Origin of the sequence: Pedobacter sp. GR22-6, assembly GCF_037402555.1 — a bacterium.
Taxonomy (GTDB): domain Bacteria; phylum Bacteroidota; class Bacteroidia; order Sphingobacteriales; family Sphingobacteriaceae; genus Pedobacter.
Window position 1 is genome coordinate 1,178,245 of record NZ_JBBEUC010000001.1, and the last position, 22,616, is coordinate 1,200,860.

Sequence of the window (22,616 nt, forward strand, 5' to 3'; positions counted from 1 at the left end):
TGACAACAAGATTTGATTCTACCCCTACGCGCCTGAAAAAAAATTAATGAAAATTATTAGCTGTTCCGGGAACAGCCTCTACCTGCTTTTTGATGGTCTTTCTGCCAAAATGCAGAATCGCTAAAGCCAGAACAGTGGTACAGGTCATGATGGCGACCATAGGAACTGCGCTATGCTGCTCGAAAAAGCCAATAAAGGACGAAGCCACAGCACCAATGGCCATCTGAAAAGCACCCATCAATGCCGAAGCGCTACCTGCATTCTTAGTAAAAGGTGCCAGGCATAGGGCAGCCGCATTCGGATTGGCAAAGCCGAGTGAAGACAGGAAAAAGAACAGCATGATCAGGGATTCTGTGAGGCCAAACCATCCGTTCAGACTTCCGATCAGGAAGATCAGCGCAGAAAGTGTCTGTGCGATCAGTGCCGCATAAATCAGTTGTTCGCTGCTGTACTTTTTGAGCATCAGGGTGTTCACCTGGCTTGCGCCTATGAATCCGATCGACAGGCCCGCAAAGATCCAACCGTATGTTTCTTCCTTGACTTTGAAGATGGACATGAAGAGGATAGGAGAACCGCTTACATAAACAAACAAGCCGGCGAAGGCCAGCGCACCTGTAAAAGCATAGGTGTAGAACTGGGGTTCTTTCAGCACCAGCAAGAAATTATTGAGGATCGGTCTGGGTTTTAGCGACATCGTAGTGTCGGGCTGATAACTGTTTGGCAGCCAGAGCCAGCTGGCAATGAGGTTAAATACACCTAATCCGGCAAGTACCAGAAAGATCGTATGCCAGCCAAAAGCGACAGAGATATAACCGCCCAGAGTAGGCGCAATCATAGGTGAAGCACCCAATACAAGCATCAATAATGCAAAAACCTTGGCATTGTCTTCCACCGGAAAGAGATCCCTAACCATGGTAATGGAAGCCACACCAGCAGCACAGCCACCTACCGCCTGTATGAGTCGGAGACCGATGAAAGTATCAATGTCGCCCACAAAAGCACAAAGTATGGAAGTCAGTATATACACTAAGAGACCGATATACAAAGGTTTTTTCCTGCCAAAACGGTCCAGTAAGGGACCATATAAAAGTTGACCGCCGGAGATGCCGATGAAATAACTGGACAGTGACCAGGCCACTTTGCCTTCAGTAGTGCTGAGGTCCTGGGCAATAGCCTTGAAACCTGGCAGGTACATGTCTATAGAAAAAGGACCCAGGGCAGTAAGGGAACCGAGGATCAGGATCAGAAAGAAATATCGCTTTTTTGTCATGGTGATGGAAGGCGCAAAAGTACCAAAATTATATAACATTTAAGCCAGATTCTATAAGGGATAGTCCTCGCGACTGTCGTATTTTTGTCTTATTAAATCATCAAGATATGGCCTCAACAGAAAGTACAAAAACCATTACATTGCCGGTCCTGGGGATGAGCTGTGCCGCCTGTGCAAGCAGTGTGGAGTCTATGGTGGCCGCCCAGAAGGGTGTGGAACAAGCTGAGGTCAACTATGCCAGTCAGAAGCTGAAGGTCGTATATCATCCTGAGCTCATTCAACCGGAGGTTATGCAGAAAGCGGTGCAAGGCGTTGGTTACGACTTGATCATAGATACAGATCATGCGGATGAGAAACAGGCAGAGATCAAGGCCAATAGCTATAAAGCTTTAAAAAACAGGGTGCTTGCAGCAGCTATTTTAACCATTCCTGTGGTGATTTTTGGCATGTTTCTGATGGATGTACCTTATGCCAATTACCTCATGTTGCTGTTCAGTGCTCCGGTTGTCTTTTACTTTGGCAAAGGCTTTTTCATCAATGCCTTCAAACAGGCCCGCTATGGTAAGAGCAATATGGATACCCTCGTAGCGCTCAGTACTGGTATCGCTTTTATCTTTAGCATCTTCAATACTTTTTATCCGGAATTCTGGCACCAGCGCGGATTGCACCCTCATGTATATTACGAAACGGCTGCGGTTGTTATCGTGTTCATCATGCTCGGCAAATTGCTGGAGGAACGTGCCAAATCCAATACTTCATCTGCCATAAAAAAACTCATCGGCCTGCAACCAAAAACCGTGATCAGGATCAGTGGCGATACTGAAACAGAAGTGCCAATAGCCGAAGTGCAGGCTGGCGATCAACTCCTGGTGAAATCAGGAGAGAAAATCCCCGTAGACGGTAAGGTATACGAAGGCAGTTCTTTTGTCGACGAAAGTATGATCAGCGGTGAACCAGTGGCTGTAGCCAAGAAGCCTGGTGATGCGGTATTTGCCGGAACCATTAACCAGAAAGGCAGTTTCCGCTTTGTAGCGGAGAAGGTCGGTGGGGCAACTTTGCTGGCCCAGATCATCCAATTGGTACAGGATGCGCAGGGTTCAAAAGCACCTGTTCAAAAACTGGTCGATAAAGTAGCCGGTATTTTTGTGCCTGTGGTGTTGTTTATAGCCATCCTTACCTTGGGCATCTGGTTGCTCTTTGGCGGAACACATGCCCTGACCCAGGGATTGCTGGCCATGGTGACGGTACTTGTCATCGCCTGTCCATGTGCGCTGGGCCTGGCTACACCCACCGCCATCATGGTGGGCATTGGCAAAGGAGCAGAGCACGGTATCCTCATCAAAGATGCAGAGGCCCTGGAGCTGGGCCACCGGGTCAATGCCATTGTGCTGGATAAAACAGGTACCATCACTGAAGGAAAACCTAAAGTAACTACTTTAAATTGGGATGCTCAATTGCCAACAGATCAATTGGTCATGGCGCAAATATTTGCAGCGCTTGAACAACAGTCTGAACATCCTCTGGCCGATGCCATCTACCAATATTTTAAAGAAAAAGGCTTGTCTCCTTTACCTGTCGAGGCCTTTGAAAGCCTTACAGGGATGGGCGTAACGGCCAGTTACAAGGGCGAACAATATTGGGCGGGTAGTCACAAGATCTTGAAAGGGCAAAGCATTTCCGCTGATCTTCAGTCCGCCGCCAAAGCCTTGCAAGAACAAGCCCAAACCGTTATTTACTTTGCGAATACAAGGCAAGTCTTGGCCGTAGTAGCCATAGCCGACCAGCTGAAGGAGGGCTCTGCAGCGGCAGTAGCTGCTTTAAAGTACAGAGGTATAGAAGTTTATATGCTAACTGGTGACAATGCGCAGACTGCCGAGGCAGTTTCTAAAGCAGTTGGTATTGATCATTACAAAGCAGAGGTATTGCCAAGTGACAAAGCCGCATTTGTCAGGGCGTTGCAAGCATCAGGTAAAGTGGTGGCCATGATCGGCGATGGCATCAACGACAGTGAGGCACTGGCACAGGCCGATGTTTCCATCGCCATGGGTAAGGGTTCAGATATAGCCATCGATGTGGCCAAAATGACGCTCATCTCTTCGGATTTGAGGCAGGTGCCCAAAGCCCTTCGCTTGTCGAAGCTAACGGTGAAAACCATTCGCCAGAACCTCTTCTGGGCATTCATTTATAACCTGATCGGTATCCCGCTAGCTGCGGGGATTTTGTATCCATTCAATGGATTTTTATTGAATCCGATGATTGCCGGAGCAGCCATGGCACTCAGTTCCGTGTCAGTCGTAAGCAATAGTTTACGTTTAAAATTCTCAAAACTCAATTAATACTTAATTTAACATCCTATGCAAACTCTTGAATTCAAAACCAATATCAAATGTGCTGGCTGTATTGCTGCGGTTACCCCGCACCTGGATGCTTTACCTGAAATAAAAAGCTGGAAAGTAGCTACTGATCAGGCTGATAAATTACTGGAAATCACTGCTGACGAAGAACTCAGTGTGGCTAAAGTCATCGAAAGCCTGGAAAAGGCAGGTTATAAAGCCGAACTGGTATGATCCTCCATGTAAAAAATATGGTCTGCGACCGCTGTGTGATGATCGTCAGGCAGCAGTTGCAAGCTCAGGGCTTCGAGGTAGCTGCAATCTCTTTAGGCCAGGTGGAGCTGGCTCCCGATCCAAACCCGATACAATTGCAGCAGATTTCTGCCAGTTTCCAGGTGCTGGGCTTTGAACTCATCGATAAAGAAAAAGACCAGTTGATCGAGCGTGTGAAAACAGAAGTAATCAATTTGGTGCATTATTCAGCGCTTAATGAACTAAACCAAAGTCTAATGCAGCTGGTAGCTGAACGACTACATAAGGACTATGCTTACCTCAGTCGCCTCTTTTCAGATGCTGAAGGTATCACGATAGAGCGGTATGTGATCCAGCAAAAGATCGAGAAGGTGAAAGAGCTGTTGGAATATGGAGAGCTGAATCTTAATGAAATCGCTTACCAAATGGGCTACAGCAGCAGTGCTCATCTATCTACTCAATTTAAATCAGTCACGGGAATCTCGCCAAGTAAATATAAGGCTTCCGCGTTGAAGGATCGGAAGCCTTTGGATAAGGTATAGTGTATCGTAATTACTGCTTACTGATGTTTTTGATGATCGCCATCACATCTTGCTCACCCAATCCGTTATCGTGCGCAGATTGGTAAACTTGAACAAGACTCTCTGTTAACGGGAAATTGGCTCCATTGTCTTTGGCCAGCAGAATGTCTTTTAGCATCAGGTCAAGTGCAAATGCGGCCGGATAATCGTTGGCCAGTAATGAAGGCGTTTTCACTTTAGTTGCGCCGCTTCCGGTAGCACTTTCATTGATGATATCTAATATGTCAGCTCTTTCTATACCTTGATGCTCTGCGAATAAAACTGTTTCAGCTAAACCTTGATATAAGATAGAAACGAAGTAATTGACACATAATTTTGCTGCGATACCATTTCCATTTTTACCCAGGTGTTTCACTGTTTTACCCAATTTTTCGAAATAGGGTTGAGCGCGGTCGAGATCTTCAGTAGCACCACCAGCCATGATGATCAGCGTGCCTTCGGTAGCGGGTTTCGTACTTCCAGCTACTGGTGCGTCAATAAAGGAAGCTTCCCTTGAACGGATGTTTTCAGCAGTAGCGATAGACAGTTGCTGTGAAATCGTGCTCATATCGATGAACAACTTGCCTTCCAGATTCCCAACGCTCAGGATCTGATCGTAAACCGCCTGTACGGCCTGATCGTTGGTCAGCATCGTAAAGATGATGTCGCAATTGCCTATCAATTCGGCAATGCTGCCGGCTACTCCGGATTCTGCTTTAAAATCTTCAGATCGCTCCGGATTTCTATTGTATACGCTTAGTGGAAATCCAGCTTTCTCCAGATTTTTTGCCATAGGATAGCCCATATTTCCGAGACCTATCCATCCAACGAGACTGTTTTTTTTATCTGCCATGCTCCAAATATAATTACCTTTATCGCGGAAATGAAATACACTACTCCTTTGTTCGACTTCTCACAAAAGATCAATTATAAAACGGAAATTCTTGCCGGACTTACCGTGGCCATGACCATGATGCCAGAATCCTTGTCTTTTGCTATCCTAGCTGGTTTGCCGCCCTTGGTGGGACTGTATGCTGCGTTTATCATGGGTTTGGTGACGGCTGTTTTTGGCGGCAGGCCAGGACTCATTTCCGGTGGTGCAGGGGCAACTGTGATTGTGCTCATTGCCTTGATGAAGTCACATGGCATTGAATATGTGTTTGCCGCGGTTGTGCTTGCAGGTGTGTTTCAAATTCTGGTAGGACTGTTCAGGCTGGGGAAATTTGTGAGGCTCGTTCCGCAACCAGTGATGTTTGGTTTTGTAAACGGCCTTGCGATCGTGATTTTTATGGCGCAAATGGAGCAGTTCAAAACGGTAGTTAATGGCGAACTAACCTGGCTTTCGGGTACCCCGCTATGGACGATGCTGGGCCTGGTGGGACTTACCATTGCCATTGTGCTCGGATTACCTCGGATCACCAAGAAGGTTCCGGCTTCTTTAGTCGCTATTCTGGTGGTCTTTGCTATTGTGCTCCTTTTTGGAATAGACACTAAAACGGTGAAGGATATTGCCTCTGTAAAGGGCGGACTGCCTCCATTTCATATCCCGGCAGTTCCTTTTAACCTCGAAATGCTGCAGGTGATTTTTCCCTACGGGCTGATCATGGCCGGAGTAGGGCTTACTGAAGGATTGCTGACACTGAACCTGGTAGATGAGATTACGGGTACGAAAGGTCGTGGAAATAAGGAATGTATAGCTCAGGGCAGTGCCAATATCCTCAATGGTTTCTTCTTCGGGATGGGCGGTTGCCCAATGATTGCGCAGACGCTGGTTAACCTTTCGGCCGGTTCAAGGGCAAGGTTATCCGGGATCATCGCCGCATTCACCATTCTCCTGATCATCCTGATCGGGGCGCCGGTGATAGAGCGCGTGCCGATGGCAGCGCTGACGGGTGTGATGATTATGGTGGCGATCGGTACTTTTGAGTGGATGAGCCTCAGGATCATCAATAAAATGCCGCGGCAGGATATCTTTGTGGGTGTACTGGTGGCGGTGATTACTGTCTGGCTGCACAACCTGGCTTTGGCAGTACTGGTGGGTGTGATCATTTCTGCCCTGGTATTTGCCTGGGAAAGTGCCAAACGCATCAGAGCAAGGAAATATGTGGGAGCGGATGGAATCAAATATTATGAAATTTTCGGGCCATTGTTCTTCGGTTCTGTAGCTGCTTTTCAGGAAAAGTTTGATGTGGCAACAGACCCGCAGGAAGTAGTCATTGACTTTAAAGAGAGCAGGGTAGCCGACATGTCGGGCATAGATGCATTGAACAAACTTACAGCACGTTACAAACAGGCAGGTAAGCTGCTTCGCTTGAAACACTTGAGTGCCGACTGCCGTCAGCTGCTTGAAAACGCTGCCGAGGTGATAGAAGTGAACATTCAGGAAGACCCTGATTATCGTGTGGCAACGGATAAAAATTGAGAGATTTTTTGTAACATTGGGCATAGAGTTTGATCATATACCCAAAAAAAGAGCGCTCAGATGCCCATATATAAACATTACTCCTTCGACCTCTGGCTGACACTCATCAAATCCAACCCCTCGTTTAAGTCGGAAAGAGCCCGGTATTTTCATGATCACTACAATGTTACAGGTAAATCGCTGGAGGAGGTCAATGCGATATTCCGTCAGGTAGACCTGATGGTGAACAGCATCAATGAGAAAACCGGCAAGAACATCGATGCCGATGAAATGTACTTAATGGTGATCAGTATCATCAATGACTTTTCCACAGCTTTCCAGGACATTGACATTGAAGCAGTTTACACGCGTATGGAAGCTTTGGTGCTGGAGCACATGCCCCTGATCTATTGCGACCGCAGTATTGGCGTACTGGAACAGTTGAAAGCCGATGGCAACAGTACATTGAGCCTGCTCAGCAATACAGGGTTCATCAAAGGCGTAACGCTTAGGAAGGTGCTAAAACACCATGGGTTAGATCAATTGCTCGATTTTCAGTTGTATTCTGACGAAGTGCGCTTATCTAAACCCAACCAGCAATTCTTTCAATTGATGCTGGATACCATAGACCGCAAAAAGCACCTGGAACTGGGTTTGCATGAGGTAATCCATATCGGAGATAATCCACATGCAGATTTGCGTGGGGCCGAAGCGATGGGCATCAAAGGCTTCCTGATCAATTCCAATCACTTAACCATCTCTCATCTACTACTATGATACCTTATACCTATTCTCTACACCACATTCAGGATGGACGAAGTTTTGGCTTCGATCCGGATGATTACAGCAGATTCAAATTTGGCGACGACCAAGTGGCCAGGCGTTTCGGCGAAGCCCTCGCCGATGGTTTCATCAGGAACTTCCTGGAAGACAACCTGGAGGGAGAGCAGATCGTTGTGATCTCCAGTCCGTATTGCTTTATCCCGACAGCTACTTTTGCGATGAAGAACTATTTTGTTTACCGCCTGAACCATTGGTTGGTGGAAAACAACCGTATGGTCGTACAGGAAGCGAAAGTGCACCGAACCATTACCTATAAGGAAGATTATGGTGCTTTGAGTGCCGAGGACCGACTTAAACTGATTGGAAATGACTCTTTTCATATCGACAAAGACTTCATAAAAGATAAAGTGCTGTTTTTTCTGGACGACATCAAGATCACCGGGAGCCACGAAAAAATGATCATGAAGATGGTGAAGGAGTATGGCCTTAAAAACGACATTTTCATGCTGTACTTTGCTGAGCTGGTAAATCATGACATTCATCCGAATATAGAAAACCACCTAAATTACCACCAGATCAAATCAATAGCTGACCTGGATGAAGTGATCAAAAGCGGTAATTTCCGTTTTAATACAAGGATTGTTAAATATATCTTAAATTGCGATTTCAATAGCTTCCTGTTGTTCATGGAACGCCAGACGGAGGAGTTCATCACCGAACTGTATAACCTTTCACTTGGCAATAGTTACCACACTATAGAAAGCTATTCGAAGAATTTGAATTTTATCAAGAACTACTTAAATAATAAGAACTATAAATTGATTTAAATATGGCCATTAACTTACAAAAAGGGCAGAGAGAAAACATTGATGCCCCAAAATTTACAATTGGTTTGGGTTGGGACACCAACAGTTCTACAACCGGAACTGCCTTTGACTTAGATGCTTCGGCTTTTATATTGAATGAGAATAAAAAATTGGTTTCCGATGAGCATTTGGTGTTTTACAACAATACAAAATCGCCGGACGAGGCAGTAGAGCATACGGGTGATAATCTGACCGGAGACGGAGATGGTGATGATGAGCAAATTAAAGTAGATCTGACCAAGGCAGGTCCGAATGTATCGGAGATTTGCCTGGTGGTGACAATTCATGAGGCAGAGAGCAGAAGACAGAACTTCGGACAGGTGAGGAATTCTTTTATCCGTATTTTTGATGCCTCTACCAATGAAGTGCTATTGAAATACGAATTGGAGGAAGATTTCTCTATCGAGACTGCAATTGAATTTGGCAGGATCTACAAACGTGATAATAAATGGAAATTTGAAGCTGTGGGCATGGGAATGAAAGGCGGTCTGCAGGATTATTTAAACAAATATCAATAAGTATTATGGCAATTAATCTTCAAAAAGGACAACGGATCAGTCTTGAAAAAAGCAATGGTAGTAAACTGCAGAGTGTTTGCGTAGGCATCAACTGGGGCGCTATAGAGAAAAAAGGGATGTTTGGGTTCGGTAAGACCAAAGAGGCTGTGGATCTGGATGGTAGCTGCGCGATGTACAATGAGCAAAAGCAATTGACTGAAGTGGTTTATTTTGGTAACCTGGGTTCTAAAGATGGCGCTGTACGTCATAGCGGCGATGACCTGACCGGTGATATGAGCGGTGATGATGGCTTGGATAATGAAGTAATCACTTTAGACTTTTCCCGTCTGAACCCTGCTGTAAATTATGTGGCATTTGTGCTGAACAGTTTCCGCGGTCATGATTTTGGGACCATTCCTTTTGCTTCTATTCGCATCTACGAGGGGACACCGAAAAGGGTAAACGAGGTTTTTGCAAAATATGATATCGCCAACGAAGCTGGATTCGCTGGTCATGTTTCTATGGTGATGGGCGTTTTCTACAAAAAAAACGGCGAATGGAAGTTCAATGCAATAGGTGAGCCTACTAAAGATAAGAAACTGGAAGAGACTGTGAAAACAGTAACAATGAGTTATTTATAGGTTGTTGACAATATAAAACTATGGAAACAAACGAAAACACGGTACCAAGCCTGACTCCGGCGAAGATCGATAAGGACGGCAATGTAGATTTGACGGTTTTGTCGAAAGAAGATGAGCAGAAGTATCAGGAAATGGGGAAATCCCTGGAGCCTTCTGATGTGAATTCTATCCTGAACTACGGTTCGGATGCCCAGAATTCTATGGAAAAGTACAGTAATGATTTCCTGTCTTCCGTGCGGACCTACAACAGTGGGGAAGTGGGTGGACTGATCAATGAATTGCTCACAGAGCTGAACTACATCGATGTGGGAGAGCTGGAACAGAGCGGTTTTAAATCTTTTATTTCCAAGATCCCCTTCCTGAAAAATCTGGTGGTGGATGTCAAAAAGCTGTTTCAGAAATATGATGTGGTGGTCAATAATGTAGACAAGATCACGAATAAGATCAAAGCTGGCCGTCTTAACTCAATTAAAGACAACAGTTCCCTACAGACCATGTTCGACAGCAATGTGGGGTATATCCATCAGATGGAAGAACTGATCATTGCAGGTCAGCTGAAGTTCAATGAACTGAGCATTAAGCTGGCAGAGATGGAAGGGAGACCTGCTGATTACCAGGATTATGAAATCGCTGACTTAAGGGATTTCATTAGTCGTCTGGATAAGCGCCTGGCAGACATGAAGATCGTTCGTTTCATCATGTTGCAGTCGCTGGCACAGATCCGTGTGGTTCAGAACAACAATACTTCTATTGCAGAGAAGGCGCAGTCAATTGTCTCTACAACCATTCCTGTTTGGAAAAATCAATTGACAATTGCTGTAGCTTTGCAAAGGCAAAAGGCCAATGTAGAGATGCAGAAGAAGGTTTCGGATACCACCAATACCATTTTGCAGAAGAATGCGGAGATGCTGAAACAGAACAGTATCGATGTGGCTAAGGAGAATGAGAAAACGGTAGTTTCCCTGGAAACACTGAAAATGACGACTTCATCATTGATAGAAACATTGAATGAAGTGAAGAAAATTCATGAAGCCGGAGCACAGAGCCGCAGGGTATTGGATGGGGAACTGAAAACTTTGGAAACAGAGTTGAAAAAGAACGTTACCCGCGTAAATTAATTTCGATAAATGGATGAACACCATGTAAATATATTGAGGGAATCCCGCGCAGAGATCAGCCGATTACAGCTGCTCTCTGCTTTTTTTGGGGAGGAAATCGTCTATAAAATCTATTTACGAAGCCAGGTCATCCATCAGCTATTTGAAAATAATGAAGAACTGGATATTGATAAGCTGGAGCTTTTTCATGTACAGTTTACCGCTAGCCTGATCGAATTGCTCAGAAAGATCAAGAAGAGCAATGAGAAAAATGTGACGCTGATCTACGATGAGATGCTCTTAAACAAGGAAATGATCCGGAAAATGAGCGACACCGTGTTGTCCGAAAATGCCTTTAAATTGGATAAACAAAGGCAATCGCTGAAAATCAACCAGTCCCTTAAGAAATTGTTCGAGGTTTTGTCTGACCATACTGAGGAATTTCCCTTTGCAAAGGGAATCAATAGCTTCAGTTCCCGATACGCTAAAGATTTCTTTTACGACATTAGCCCAGAGCAATTGGGTACGTTGATCGAATTTGATCCTGCAGAAATGTATATAGACATGCATGCAAGTATCCAACGAAAGCTGATGGGCCTGTTGTGTAAACATGATTTCAGAACCGAATTCTTTTACGGGCTGAAGTCGGGCCAACTGATCATCGAATTGTATAAATTTCTGGATATCGACCGTCATTTTTTGTTCTTCCCGAGTAGAAATCTGTTCCTGTTTTTTGAGCTAAGCGAACTGGAAGGTATCGACTGGACCAATAATTTGTCAGAAAAGGGTAGGATCATTCAAGAGCTTAATTACAAAAACGACAAGCTGGAGAGCAGTGCCGCGGCATTGAAAACTTTCATTCCCAGGGAGATTCTGGATTTACTGGAAGAAAATTACCTCAAAATATCGGACATTAATTTCCTGAACCATCTGAATAATTTCGATGTACAGGCGAATATTCTAAAAGCCATGCTGAAGACCGATCTTTTTTAGCATTTTTAGGCAAGATTTATAACACCCAAATTATATATATTAAACACAATAAGAAAAATGGATAATTTAATCAATCACCCCGGGGTCATCGTGGGCTTTGCCGTTCTGGTCGTAGTTATGCTACTGCTGGATCTTGGCGTATTCAATAAGAAGGTGCATGCAGTGAGCAGTAAGGAGGCTGCCATCTGGTCGATCGTATGGATCTCTCTGTCTATGTTGTTCAGTGGGGTTATCTATTATGTATCCGGGTTTGAAAAATTCACGCAGTTTCAGTCGGCCTATTGGATTGAAAAGGCATTGTCTGTAGATAACCTCTTTGTTTTTATTCTCGTATTTGGCTTTTTTAATGTGCCTAAAGAGCTCCATCACAAAGTATTGTTTTGGGGAATTATCGGAGCATTGATCTTCCGGGCGATATTTATCTTTGCTGGAGTAGGTCTGATCAATCTAACCTATTTGCCTGAAATGACGTTGTTTGGCCATGAAGTGCGCATCAATATCGTATTACTGATCTTCGGCTTGTTCCTGGTTTATGCAGGTATCAAATCTGGCCTGAGCAGCGATGACGATGATGAAGAGAAGGACTTCAGTAAGAGTGCAGGCGCGCGCCTGATCTACAAGTTCTTTAAAGTGAGTAAAGAATTTGATGGCGGTAAGTTCTTTACCATAGAGAATGGGATTAAAGTAGCTACACCTTTATTGGTGGTAGTAGCGGTAATTGAATTTACCGATGTGCTTTTTGCAGTAGATTCTATTCCTGCTATTTTTGCGATTGCGCCGGATGATCCTTTGATCTTATATACCTCTAACATTTTCGCGATCTTAGGTTTACGTGCTTTGTATTTCTTATTGGCCAATTTCATTCACATGTTTAGCTTATTGAAATACGGTTTGGCAGTGATCCTTTCCTTTATCGGTATCAAGATGGTGATTGCTCCGATCTATCATATTTCTTCTCCTTTGTCCCTGTCGATAGTGGGAGGTGTATTGGTATTGTCGGTAATCGCTTCTTTAATCTTTGTTCCAAAGGAAAAATCTGAAGGACACTAAAATCTGAAGGACACTAATATTTTTTTAATAAAAAAAGCCCAGCCTGTATCATACAGGCTGGGCTTTTTGTGCTGTTGTTGCAGACTAGAACAATGTGAATTCTACCCTACGGTTTTTCTGACGACCATCAGCAGTTTTGTTAGATGCGATAGGTTGGTTTGGACCGTAACCTGTTGCTTCAATACGTGATGCATTAGCGCCTTGTGATACCAGGTAAGCTTTGATGGCTTCGGCTCTGTCTTTAGACAAACGAAGGTTTAAAGCCATAGAACCAGTGTTATCTGTGTGACCAGCCAATTTCAAGCTAAAGTTTTTCTCTACCAACAGGGCAGCAACTCTATCCAAAGTAGGATATGATTTTTGTCTGATTGTAGATTTACCTAAGTCGAATTCTAAGTTTTTGATGGCTTCATCAACTACTTTACGGTCAGCTTCAGTAATGATTACTTTCTCCTGGATAATCGGTCTAGGTGCTTTCAATGGACATCCAGCTCCGTCTACTACTGTGTTTGCAGGAGTACCTGGGCATTTGTCGAATTTGTTAGCTACACCATCACCATCATCATCGCCCATTTCTTGTGCATATTTAGCAGCCATTGCTTCTCTTTCTCTCAATGCTTTCTCTTCAGAAGACATCAAAGCAGCTTTTAAAGCAGCTGATTCAGCAGCACTTTCTTCACGCAATGCAGCGATAGGGCTGAAGTTTTGTAATTGAGAAGTTCCTTTTCTACCCAATGCGATTTCTAAACCAGCATGTGCATAAGAGAACCTGTCATTTGCTCCGCCAGTTACACCGTCGAAGTTCTGAGATTTCATGAAATTAACTGTGTAACCTAAATCGATATTTACACCTTTAGATACACCCAGTTTGAAACCTGCTCCAACTGGTACAAACCAGTTCTCTCCATAGTTTGTATTTCCACCACGTGGATCGTTGGTATTTGCCGATGAGGACATATAACCAGCACCGATGGTTGCATAAGGAGAAAGGATGTTACGTTTTTGATTTAAGCTCAGGTTGGCAACAGTGAAGTTACCGCTAACCGCTGCAGACCAGTCGATTCTGCTGGTGAAAGTAGTTTTAGTTCCTCCGATTACATTGGCGCCACCTACTTTACCTGCAAGGAAATCTGCCTGGATACCAAATCCGGGAACGATTTGCTTTTTGATATAACCACCGTAACCCCAATTTTCATATGGCGTGTTGAAATCGCCATTTGTTCTGCTGTTGAAAGGAGTGTAGTGGGTAAGCATTCCACCGTTTAGCCCAACAGACCATGTGCGGAAATATTTTTTGGAAAAGCTTTCCGAAGTTTGAGCGTCTTCTTGAGCGAATAATTGCGACGATAATCCTACTAAGGACAGTACCATTGCAGCTTTTGTAATTTTTGATTTCATTTTTTTATAGATTAGATGTTTTGTAACCCAGGTAATGAATCTGGATACTAATCTCCATGAAATAATCCTGCCAAAGGGAAAAATAGCACGTTTAAGTTGAGAATCGATTCACAATCAGTTGTTTAATCAAGATTGTCGCATTGGATAAAAAAAGGTATGATCAGGTTAAAATGCCTAAAAAGTGTATAGTATAAGATACAGTATTGCTTGGTCCTCCAGCTGTCAAAGCTCGTAAGATTCTCCTTTTTCAGGAATGATCACCTCGTATCCTGCTTCGCTCAGACTCTTGTCAAGGCTTTTCATTCGGCTGGATTCGCCATGAACCAGGAAAACAGATTTTAACTGCCCCGGATTTTGGTGACTGACCATTTCTACCAGGTCCTTGTGATCTCCATGTCCGCTCAGAAGATCTGTTTGCTTGATGGTGGCGTATACCATGAGGTCGCGGTTTCTCAACCGAATGATGGGATCTCCGCGCAACAGCCGATCTCCGAGTGTACCTTTGGCGCAATAGCCAATGAACAGTATGGTGCAGTAGTAATTTTGGATGTTATAGTAGAGGTGGTCCTGGATCCGACCACCTTCCAGCATGCCGGCGGAGGAGATGATGATGCAGGGTTCATGATAATTGGAGACAGAAAGGCTTTCTTTTTTATCGTGAACGTAGGTCAGTTCTTCAAATTCAAACTGATCTCCCTGACTGCGGTAAAACTCCTGTGATTCTTCATTGAGAAGATCGTGATGCTTTCGGTAAATGTCTGTCGCAAAGCTGGCCAGGGGACTATCAACAAAAATCTTAACAGGTGGCAACAGACCTTTACTGAAAATCTTATTCAGTGAATAGACCAATGCTTGTGTACGTCCGATACTAAAAGCGGGGATGATGAGGCGTCCGGGAAATTTGATACAAGTTTCGTTGATGGTCTCTATTAGTTTTTCCTGAAGTGTGGTTTCTGTAGTGTGAAACCTGCCACCGTAGGTGGATTCGGAGACAAGGTAGTCGACATGAGGGATCGGTTCCGGATCCCGCAATACCGGATAATTGGATCTTCCAATATCGCCGGTGAAAGCAATCTTTTTTTGTGTTCCGTTTTCCGTTATCGTGAGTACTACAGCTGCGGCACCCAGTAGATGGCCTACTGGAATGAACTGAAGCTTGATGTGGTCGGTAACCTGAAAATCCTTATGGAAACCGACAGTGACCATGCGGTCCATGGTGTCCATCACGTGCTTTTGCAGATAAAGCGGCTTAGGTTCAGAATGACTGCCGCGGCGCCCTTTGCTGCGTTTGTTTTGCTTGCTGATGAAAATATTGACGGAATCCAGGAGCAGCAGTTCGCAGAGATCGGCTGTGGGCGGTGTGCACAAAATCTGTCCTTCAAAGCCCATTCTGACCAGCGTGGGAAGATTTCCGGAATGGTCGATGTGTGCGTGAGTTAATATGACCAGGTCTATGGAACTGGGGTCAAAGGGAAAATACTGGTTTTCTTCCTGATAAGTTCCTTTTTCATAATCGAGGCCACAATCTACTAATATAGTGTAGTCGGTTGTCTGCAAAAGGTGCATGCTTCCTGTCACCTGTTGTGCGGCTCCCCAAACGGTCAGTTTCATCTATTTATTTTTTATAATAAAGAGCAATATATCATTTTATGAGAGAAGGGGGGAATTAAATTACGACATATGTCGGTCAAGCCAGTCTGACCAATTGTCTATCACGTATTTATAATTTAAGACAGTGGCACTTTTTTCCGAGCGGATGACCTTCCAGTCCCCAAGTTCATCGATAAAATGAGGCAAAGGCAATTCGGAAACTGCAGCTGCTTTGGTGTAAAAATGTTGTTTTTGAGGATGGTCGGGACTACAGGCGTTAAACACATGACCAAATACATCCTGTTGGATTAAAGCAATGGTCAATTGGATGCAGTCAGTCAGGTGGATGAGGTTTACCGGGGCCTGACCATTGGGGATATCTGATTTCCCGGCAAAAAATCTCCCTGGGTTTCTCCCCGGACCTACCAATCCGGCAAACCTGAGCACTGTAGTTGGGAAGCTTTGCTCTTGTAACAATAAGGTTTCCGCCTCCAGCATACCTTTTCCAGAGGCTGTATGTGCAGCAGTGAATACCGTTTCATCAATTTCGGCATTGTTTTCTCCATATACAGAAGTTGAACTGATGAAAATCACTTTTGAAGACCTGTTTCTTGCAGCCTGCCTGATACTGTCGATTTTGAGCGGATAAGTACTTTGTTCCCCTGAACTTCTTTTGGGGGGAATACAAATGACCAGAACATCACAATTGAAAAAATCAGGATTAATAGTACCGGCACCTTCCTGCAGATCGATTAGGAAAGGCTGAATTCCACTTTTTTGGAGTAGGGAGAATTTGTCGGGACTTGTAGTCGAGCCCTTTACCTGATGGCCTGCAGCCAAGAGGGACTGAGCCAGGGGTAAACCGTACCAGCCACAACCAAGAACACTGATGATTTGATTCATTTGATTCCAAAATTATAAATTTCCTCCATAAAAAAGGGGTAATGCAGATGCATACCCCTTTTTTATGGATCGAGTGACGGTTAAAGTACAGTAACGTTTTGAGCTTCCGGCCCTTTTTTGCCCTCATTCAATTCAAATTCTACGCTGTCACCTTCGTTCAGTTCCCTGAAGGCATCTCCTGAGATTGCGGAGAAGTGCACGAAAATATCTTTTCCTCCATCTTCCGGAGTAATAAATCCAAATCCTTTGGCAGAATTAAACCATTTAACTTTTCCTGTTGTACGCATAATGTGAAATATATATCGCGGTGAAAGTAGGTAATATAAAGGTCAATACAAAATGGCGATTTGCCGTCTGGCATAGATTATTACATGTAGATTAAAAGATGAAACTTAAGGGAGGCTTGTTTGTTGTTGTGGCTAGGTTGTGATTAAATAAAATGACAAAGAACGGAGAATAAGAAATAGAAAGATATGGATAACACGCGGAAAATAGAAAATCAGGAGCAAGACCAGAATCTGGGATTAGATGCAGACCACTCTTCAGAAGCCGGAGATTTTAAAGCCACTTTGAATAACGACAATGACATGATTTCCGGAAATCCGGATGGAGAGAATGATAGTAAGGACGACGAAGTCAGGAATTCTCCTTTGGACGATAAGTGATTTCTGGCATCATTTTTTCTATAGTATGGTTTTTAACCTTAAATTTTAAAGTCATGAAATATGTATTTTCAATATTAGCACTAGCTACAGTATTATCTGCTTGCAGCAACAACGCAAAGGAACAGGCAATCGCAAAACAACAAGCTGTTGCAGCTGTAAAAGATAGTTTGAAATTGGACAGCTTTAAAAGGGCAGAAGTAGCGCAGAGAGAAGTTTTGGCAAAACAGCAGGAAGACGCTCGCGTAGCTGCTCAGGTCAGGGAAGAGAAACGTACGTTGTTGCTTTCAGAGCGGAATGACGCAGCCCCTGCCCCAAGACAGTACAGCGAAACTACTACAAAGAAAAAAGGCTGGAGTGCAGCTGCTAAAGGAACAGCTATTGGTGCTGGTGCTGGTGCTCTTGGTGGAGTACTGCTAGATAAAAAAGACGGAAGAGGTGCCATCATTGGTGGTGTAGTCGGTGCTGGAGCAGGTTATTTAATTGGCCGCGACCAGGATAGAAAATCCGGTAGGGTACAGCCTAAAAATTAACATTTTTATTATAGGATCATTACCTCCTATTCATACAATGCAGTTGAGACTCAAAATATTGAGTTTTAACTGCATTTTTCTTTGTTAGAACCAGTGGTTTTCGGGAAATTATTCTAATTCTTTAAAAATGTAATACAAAAATTCGTATGTTCGTTATAGCTAATAGATACCCAACTTATTGACCCAAAAAAGATGGCTAAGAAACAGATTTTGATCGTGGATGATGAAGTCAGCATACTCAAATTACTCAATTTTGTCTTATCTCCCGATTATGACCTGGTGATCAAAACCAGTGGCGTTGAGGCCTTAAGCTGGCTGGAAGAAGGAAATTCACCTGCATTGATTTTGTCGGATCTTGAAATGCCTTACTTTGATGGCAGTTCTTTTATCTACAACTTGAAAATTAGTGGATTTTATCGTGACACTCCCGTTATTATACTTTCCGGGGCGAATAACTTGTCTGAAAGGGTTTCGCTGATGCCTTTTAAACTGGATGATTTCATACCAAAACCCTTTAATCCAACACAATTAAAAGAAACAATCATTAATGTATTCAGGAAATATGATTCAGTCGGAAGCTAACTCTCATCGTCATAAATCGATATCGCTGTTATTTTCGGCACAATCATTTACTGCGGAACTTCTGCCTCGATTGAATGAGGACTTTGAAGTTCATTCAGAGTCGAATATAGATGAATTGGATGCTTATATAAACGATCAGTCTATTTATACACTTCCGGATGTGATCATTTTGGAAGTGGATGACCAGCTCAACTGTTTTAGTTACATCACAAAATTGAAAAAAAATGTATTGTTAAAGGGACTTGTGATCATTTTATTGGGCAAAGATAAGAATCCTGAGGTGAGGAACCTGGCTATGAAACATAAAGTAAATGACCTATATGTAGCTCCGGTACCAGCGAAGGATTTAAGCGAACGCATCTTTTTTCTGGTTAAATTTAAATTGATCAAACCACAATTGTCGGATCTTTCGGCTATTGATTTTAATTATAAAATTCCTTTCCCTAAAAGGCTTTTTGACGTGGTGGCTTCAGGCACAGCATTATTGATGCTTTCCCCTTTGTTTTTGGTTGTTGGTGCTATTGTCGCCCTGGAATCTAAGGGGCCTGTTATTTTTAAAAGTAAACGTGTTGGAACGGGCTATAAGATTTTTGATTTTTACAAGTTCCGCTCTATGCGTGCGGGAGCCAGTGCAGAGTTGACACAGTTATCAGACCTCAACCAATATGATAAATCAGAAACTGGTGCCACCACTTTCGTGAAACTGAAAAATGATCCCCGAATCACCAAATTTGGTGGTTTCATCAGGACGTACAGTATTGATGAACTTCCTCAACTGTTCAATGTATTCATCGGCGATATGTCACTGGTAGGGAACAGACCTTTGCCTTTATATGAAGCAGAAATGCTGACTTCAAATGAGTGGACAATGAGGTTCCTGGGGCCTGCTGGACTAACCGGCCTTTGGCAGGTAAGTAGGAGGGGCAAGGCGGACATGTCGGAACGTGAACGTAAAAAGCTGGACAATTTTTATGCACAAAACCATTCATTCTGGTTAGATCTTAAAATCTTATTGAAGACTCTACCCGCGGCTGTGCAGAAAGAGAAAGTATAAAAAAACATCTTTATATAAAAAAAGCTGGATCATCATTAAGATGATCCAGCTTTTTTTGCATTTATAGCTTTTACTTATCGTCGCAGTTCTGTCTGGTGATATTGACGCCATTAAGTATGACATCAAACTCAGTCCTTCTGTTTAGCTGCTGATCAGCTTCTGAACAAGGAACTCCATCAAAGCATCTGTTCACCAATCTAGTTTTGCCGTAGTACTCAATCTTAATGCGGCTTGCTGCTATGCCTTTGGAAACAAGGTAGGCTTTGGCTGTACCACCACGGTTAAGGGAAAGTCTACGATTGTAGTCTTCTGAAGCCCTGCTGTCGCAATGGCTGGACGTCAATACGGTTATTTCCGGGTACCTTCTCATTAATGCAACCAATTCATCCAAGGCAGGTTTTGCATCAGGACGAATCTCGTAGCGATCCAGATCATAATAAATGTTCTGAACAGCAAATACTTTTTTCAGGGAATCGCAATTGTTCAATACGTACTGTTGTGCATTTTCAGTTTTATTCAATTTGAGATCCAATTTGATGACGGTATCCTGAGTGATTCCCAGTGAACTCACAAAACCGATAGAATTTACATACCCGATTTTTTGAGCTGTAGTTTCATAGTCCATTTCGCGAGGCATCTCCCTTCTGAATTGCCCTTTAGCATCGGTACGTAGCGTATCCGTGCCGTCCAGGTGACGCATTAGAATACGCGTACCAGGTAGGGGTACCCTTGTTCTGGCATCTGTAACTGTACCCTCTAATAAAATTCGATAGGTAGACCTTGAGAAACGATAAATGTCATCATTACCTCTCCTGTTTGAGGAAAAGAAACCACTTTTACCGTCATCGCTCTTAATCAAAGCAAAATCGTCAGTGGGAGAATTTATGGGGACACCCATGTTTCTTGGTGCAGAGGTAGGTTTCATTTCCTTTAACTCAACTTCGAAAAGATCCAAACCACCCAAACCCGGATGGCCAGTTGAGGCAAAATAAAGTGTGTTGTCTTTATCGAGGAAAGGAAACATTTCATTCCCTTCAGTGTTGATGTTTTTTCCAAGATTTACTGGTTTGGTCCATTGACCATTTCCTGAGCGAACAGAATAATAAAGATCAGTTCCGCCGAAGCCGTTAGGCATATCAGAAGCAAATACCAGAATTGTACCATCTTTACTTAAAGTCGGATGTCCAACCGAATACTCGTTACTATTGTAAGGGAATGGAGTAATTCTATCAAGATTAGGTCCGCTGGCTGTAAATAGCTTTAGTTTATTGATTCCTTCTTCGCTAATTTGTGTAGTGCCGTTATAATGGTTGTTCCTGGTAAAGATGATTGAACCATCGGGAAATACTGCAGGTGCACCTTCATGGAATTTGGTGTTTATTTTACCATGCATAGGCAGAATGTTGATTTTCTTAGCTAAAAGAAATGCAAGAGTATCTCTTTCAATAGAGGCAGTATACTCACCTAATGTTCTGCTGTCATTGCTTGTAGGAGCAGTATCGTCATCATTAAATTTGTAATCTTTGTCAGAATATCCGATACCAACTGAAAGTAAACTATCAGCATTGATATTTTTCACATCTTTTAAATTAGCTACCCTGTAGATATCCGTGAATGGGGTATTATCCCAACCAAATACAGTCTTCGCCAGTTTTGGATTTTTTCTATTGCTTGAAAAGATGAGTCCATCTTTGTAATAGGCAGGGGAATAGTCAGCACCAAGGCTATTTAAGTTGGTGAAATTAACTTTCCAGTTGCCGATATTCTTGTTAAAGTTACTTGCATTTGTAGTTGCAAAGGAACTCGCACGTTTGTCGCCCGGTGCCAGGGAAACGTATTTTCTGTACCATCCTTCTGAACGCTCATATTGTTGGCTGTTTGCCAATGCTTCTGCATAATATAAAGCCCATTTTGGATCCAGCTTTTTCTGCTTACTGAGTTTTTCATACCAGATCAAAGATTGCTCGTAGTTTTTGATCATTTTATAACTATAAGCAATCATCTCTTGGGCCTTCACATTATCTGGATCAAGTTTAAGTACATCCAAAAGTTTCGGTATAGCAGAGATGTATTTTAATGCATAGAACTCTGTATTGGCTTTTTTTAATGCTTTATCAGCTTTGGATGCCGATTGAGACTTCACCTGCTGCATGCTTGTAAAAAGCAGAAGGATCATTATAACTGTTAATTTATGTATGCTTTGTTTCATGATTAATGCTTAGAAGTACCTTGGTGATAAAATTTTCCCACGTTCAAATCCGAATTCATAACGAAGCATGATCTCGTGACTTCCTGAATTGAAATTTTGTAAAGCAGTTGTGCTTCTGTCATAGCTATAGCCCAAACGTATCTGAGGCGTTGCCTGAATTTCAATCATTGCAGCCACGTCTGCACTCGTGCGGTATTGTGCGCCTATGCTGATAACATCTTTGATCCAAAGCGCGGCATTGATATCTGCTTCAAGAGGGGCGCCCTTTACACCTTTAAATAAAACAGAGGGCTTGAGTTTGAAATCCTCATTTAAAGGAAAAACATAACCTGTGGCCAGGAACACATGTAATGACTGCTTACTTCCCATAGCAATATCATTTGAGGTGTAGGAAGTAAGTTTATTGGGCATGATGTCCTGAGCGGAAAGCCCTACATAAAATTTATCTGAATTGTAGTATACACCCGTCCCTACGTTAAACAAAAACTTACTTACATTATCTGCAAAGGCAGGATCGTAGGCAGGTAAACTATTCAATGGTACTTCAGTGAAATTGGCCCTGTATTGACTAAAGTTACCTTGTATTCCAAAACTCAAAGATGCTTTATCCATCCTGATTCGGTATGCACCGCTTAAAGACGCGCCATTGGTTTGTGTGATCCCGAGTTTGTCGGAAAATACCTGAACACCGACACCCATTCTTTTATTGAGGATTGGAGCATCTACCGTTAGCGTTCCTGTTCTGGGAGCTCCTTCTATGCCTGTCCATTGATTTCTATACAACGCGGTCGCCGATACCACATTTCTGCTTCCGGCATAGGCGGGATTGATAGCAAGCGTATTGAACATATATTGAGTATACATTGCATCCTGCTGAGCTTTTGCATTGCTGCAAAACAGCATCGAATAGGATAGTAGTATAATTCCTGTAAGCCTTTTCAT

General features: G+C 43.2%; 23 protein-coding genes. 15 read left to right on the forward strand and 8 right to left on the reverse strand.

Translation table 11 applies throughout. The features are described 5' to 3' along the window. Positions 1-43 precede the first annotated feature (43 nt). Positions 44-1,309 carry a multidrug effflux MFS transporter gene (locus WAE59_RS05430; protein ID WP_337854917.1) on the reverse strand — a complete coding sequence of 422 codons (1,266 nt, stop codon included), beginning with the start codon at positions 1,307-1,309 and terminating at the stop codon, positions 44-46. A gap of 68 nt (positions 1,310-1,377) precedes the next feature. Between WAE59_RS05430 and WAE59_RS05435 the strand changes: the two genes are divergently transcribed. From WAE59_RS05435 to WAE59_RS05445, 3 genes are read left to right on the forward strand one after another with little or no spacing between them, the layout of a single operon-like run. Then, a complete protein-coding gene (locus WAE59_RS05435; RefSeq protein WP_337854918.1) occupies positions 1,378-3,606 on the forward strand; it encodes a heavy metal translocating P-type ATPase in 2,229 nt (742 codons plus the stop codon). An 18-nt stretch (positions 3,607-3,624) separates the two neighbouring features. Further along, the gene (locus WAE59_RS05440; protein ID WP_337854919.1) at positions 3,625-3,837 is read left to right on the forward strand and encodes a heavy-metal-associated domain-containing protein; all 213 of its coding nucleotides are present in this window, start codon (positions 3,625-3,627) and stop codon (positions 3,835-3,837) included. Continuing rightward, the gene (locus tag WAE59_RS05445) at positions 3,834-4,397 is read left to right on the forward strand and encodes a helix-turn-helix domain-containing protein (protein ID WP_337854920.1); all 564 of its coding nucleotides are present in this window, start codon (positions 3,834-3,836) and stop codon (positions 4,395-4,397) included. Before WAE59_RS05440 ends, WAE59_RS05445 begins: the two co-directional genes overlap by 4 nt. Before the next feature lie 10 nt (positions 4,398-4,407). Here the strand turns inward: WAE59_RS05445 and WAE59_RS05450 are convergent, their stop codons facing one another. Continuing rightward, positions 4,408-5,268, reverse strand: a complete 861-nt coding sequence (locus WAE59_RS05450; protein WP_337854921.1) for an NAD(P)-dependent oxidoreductase — start codon at positions 5,266-5,268, stop codon at positions 4,408-4,410. 30 nt (positions 5,269-5,298) lie between these two features. Here WAE59_RS05450 and WAE59_RS05455 point away from each other — a divergent pair, with 30 nt between their 5' ends. Genes WAE59_RS05455 through WAE59_RS05490 form a run of 8 tightly spaced genes read left to right on the forward strand, consistent with a single transcriptional unit; the run spans position 5,299 to position 12,743 of the window. After that, entirely contained in the window at positions 5,299-6,837 is a 1,539-nt protein-coding gene (locus WAE59_RS05455) for a SulP family inorganic anion transporter (protein WP_337854922.1), read from the forward strand. 60 nt (positions 6,838-6,897) lie between these two features. Further along, a complete protein-coding gene (locus WAE59_RS05460; RefSeq protein WP_337854923.1) occupies positions 6,898-7,593 on the forward strand; it encodes an HAD family hydrolase in 696 nt (231 codons plus the stop codon). Next, a complete protein-coding gene (locus WAE59_RS05465) occupies positions 7,590-8,426 on the forward strand; it encodes a phosphoribosyltransferase family protein (RefSeq protein WP_337854924.1) in 837 nt (278 codons plus the stop codon). The genes WAE59_RS05460 and WAE59_RS05465 overlap by 4 nt, the downstream gene beginning before the upstream one ends. Positions 8,427-8,428: 2 nt before the next feature. Continuing rightward, positions 8,429-8,983, forward strand: coding sequence for a TerD family protein (locus tag WAE59_RS05470; RefSeq protein ID WP_337854925.1), 555 nt, complete (start codon positions 8,429-8,431; stop codon positions 8,981-8,983). A 5-nt stretch (positions 8,984-8,988) separates the two neighbouring features. Further along, positions 8,989-9,603 (forward strand): TerD family protein, encoded by a 615-nt coding sequence (locus WAE59_RS05475; RefSeq protein ID WP_337854926.1) that lies wholly within the window; start codon positions 8,989-8,991, stop codon positions 9,601-9,603. A gap of 20 nt (positions 9,604-9,623) precedes the next feature. Further along, the gene (locus WAE59_RS05480; protein WP_337854927.1) at positions 9,624-10,721 is read left to right on the forward strand and encodes a toxic anion resistance protein; all 1,098 of its coding nucleotides are present in this window, start codon (positions 9,624-9,626) and stop codon (positions 10,719-10,721) included. Positions 10,722-10,730: 9 nt separating this feature from the next. After that, positions 10,731-11,693 carry a hypothetical protein gene (locus WAE59_RS05485; protein ID WP_337854928.1) on the forward strand — a complete coding sequence of 321 codons (963 nt, stop codon included), beginning with the start codon at positions 10,731-10,733 and terminating at the stop codon, positions 11,691-11,693. 57 nt (positions 11,694-11,750) lie between these two features. Continuing rightward, complete coding sequence (locus WAE59_RS05490; RefSeq protein WP_337854929.1) at positions 11,751-12,743, forward strand: TerC/Alx family metal homeostasis membrane protein; 993 nt, start codon at positions 11,751-11,753, stop codon at positions 12,741-12,743. Positions 12,744-12,827: 84 nt separating this feature from the next. Here WAE59_RS05490 and WAE59_RS05495 read toward each other — a convergent pair whose 3' ends face one another. The 4 genes from WAE59_RS05495 to WAE59_RS05510 all read right to left on the reverse strand — a co-directional run bounded on the left by WAE59_RS05495 (position 12,828) and on the right by WAE59_RS05510 (position 16,921). Continuing rightward, positions 12,828-14,141, reverse strand: coding sequence for an OmpA family protein (locus tag WAE59_RS05495; protein ID WP_337854930.1), 1,314 nt, complete (start codon positions 14,139-14,141; stop codon positions 12,828-12,830). A 222-nt stretch (positions 14,142-14,363) separates the two neighbouring features. Then, positions 14,364-15,752 (reverse strand): MBL fold metallo-hydrolase, encoded by a 1,389-nt coding sequence (locus WAE59_RS05500; protein ID WP_337854931.1) that lies wholly within the window; start codon positions 15,750-15,752, stop codon positions 14,364-14,366. 60 nt (positions 15,753-15,812) lie between these two features. Further along, the gene (locus WAE59_RS05505) at positions 15,813-16,634 is read right to left on the reverse strand and encodes an SDR family oxidoreductase (RefSeq protein ID WP_337854932.1); all 822 of its coding nucleotides are present in this window, start codon (positions 16,632-16,634) and stop codon (positions 15,813-15,815) included. 80 nt (positions 16,635-16,714) lie between these two features. Next, positions 16,715-16,921, reverse strand: a complete 207-nt coding sequence (locus WAE59_RS05510; protein ID WP_443147247.1) for a cold-shock protein — start codon at positions 16,919-16,921, stop codon at positions 16,715-16,717. 186 nt (positions 16,922-17,107) lie between these two features. On the opposite strand from WAE59_RS05510, the gene WAE59_RS05515 reads away from it, so the two are divergent. The 4 genes from WAE59_RS05515 to WAE59_RS05530 all read left to right on the forward strand — a co-directional run bounded on the left by WAE59_RS05515 (position 17,108) and on the right by WAE59_RS05530 (position 19,465). Further along, positions 17,108-17,299 carry a hypothetical protein gene (locus WAE59_RS05515; RefSeq protein ID WP_337854933.1) on the forward strand — a complete coding sequence of 64 codons (192 nt, stop codon included), beginning with the start codon at positions 17,108-17,110 and terminating at the stop codon, positions 17,297-17,299. A 53-nt stretch (positions 17,300-17,352) separates the two neighbouring features. Further along, positions 17,353-17,829, forward strand: coding sequence for a YMGG-like glycine zipper-containing protein (locus WAE59_RS05520; protein WP_337854934.1), 477 nt, complete (start codon positions 17,353-17,355; stop codon positions 17,827-17,829). A 192-nt stretch (positions 17,830-18,021) separates the two neighbouring features. After that, the gene (locus WAE59_RS05525; protein ID WP_337854935.1) at positions 18,022-18,411 is read left to right on the forward strand and encodes a response regulator; all 390 of its coding nucleotides are present in this window, start codon (positions 18,022-18,024) and stop codon (positions 18,409-18,411) included. Then, a complete protein-coding gene (locus tag WAE59_RS05530; protein WP_337854936.1) occupies positions 18,377-19,465 on the forward strand; it encodes a sugar transferase in 1,089 nt (362 codons plus the stop codon). The genes WAE59_RS05525 and WAE59_RS05530 overlap by 35 nt, the downstream gene beginning before the upstream one ends. 70 nt (positions 19,466-19,535) lie before the next feature. Here WAE59_RS05530 and WAE59_RS05535 read toward each other — a convergent pair whose 3' ends face one another. Both WAE59_RS05535 and WAE59_RS05540 read right to left on the reverse strand, forming a co-directional pair. Then, positions 19,536-21,674 (reverse strand): OmpA family protein, encoded by a 2,139-nt coding sequence (locus WAE59_RS05535; protein WP_337854937.1) that lies wholly within the window; start codon positions 21,672-21,674, stop codon positions 19,536-19,538. Positions 21,675-21,683: 9 nt separating this feature from the next. Then, positions 21,684-22,616, reverse strand: coding sequence for a PorP/SprF family type IX secretion system membrane protein (locus WAE59_RS05540; RefSeq protein ID WP_337854938.1), 933 nt, complete (start codon positions 22,614-22,616; stop codon positions 21,684-21,686).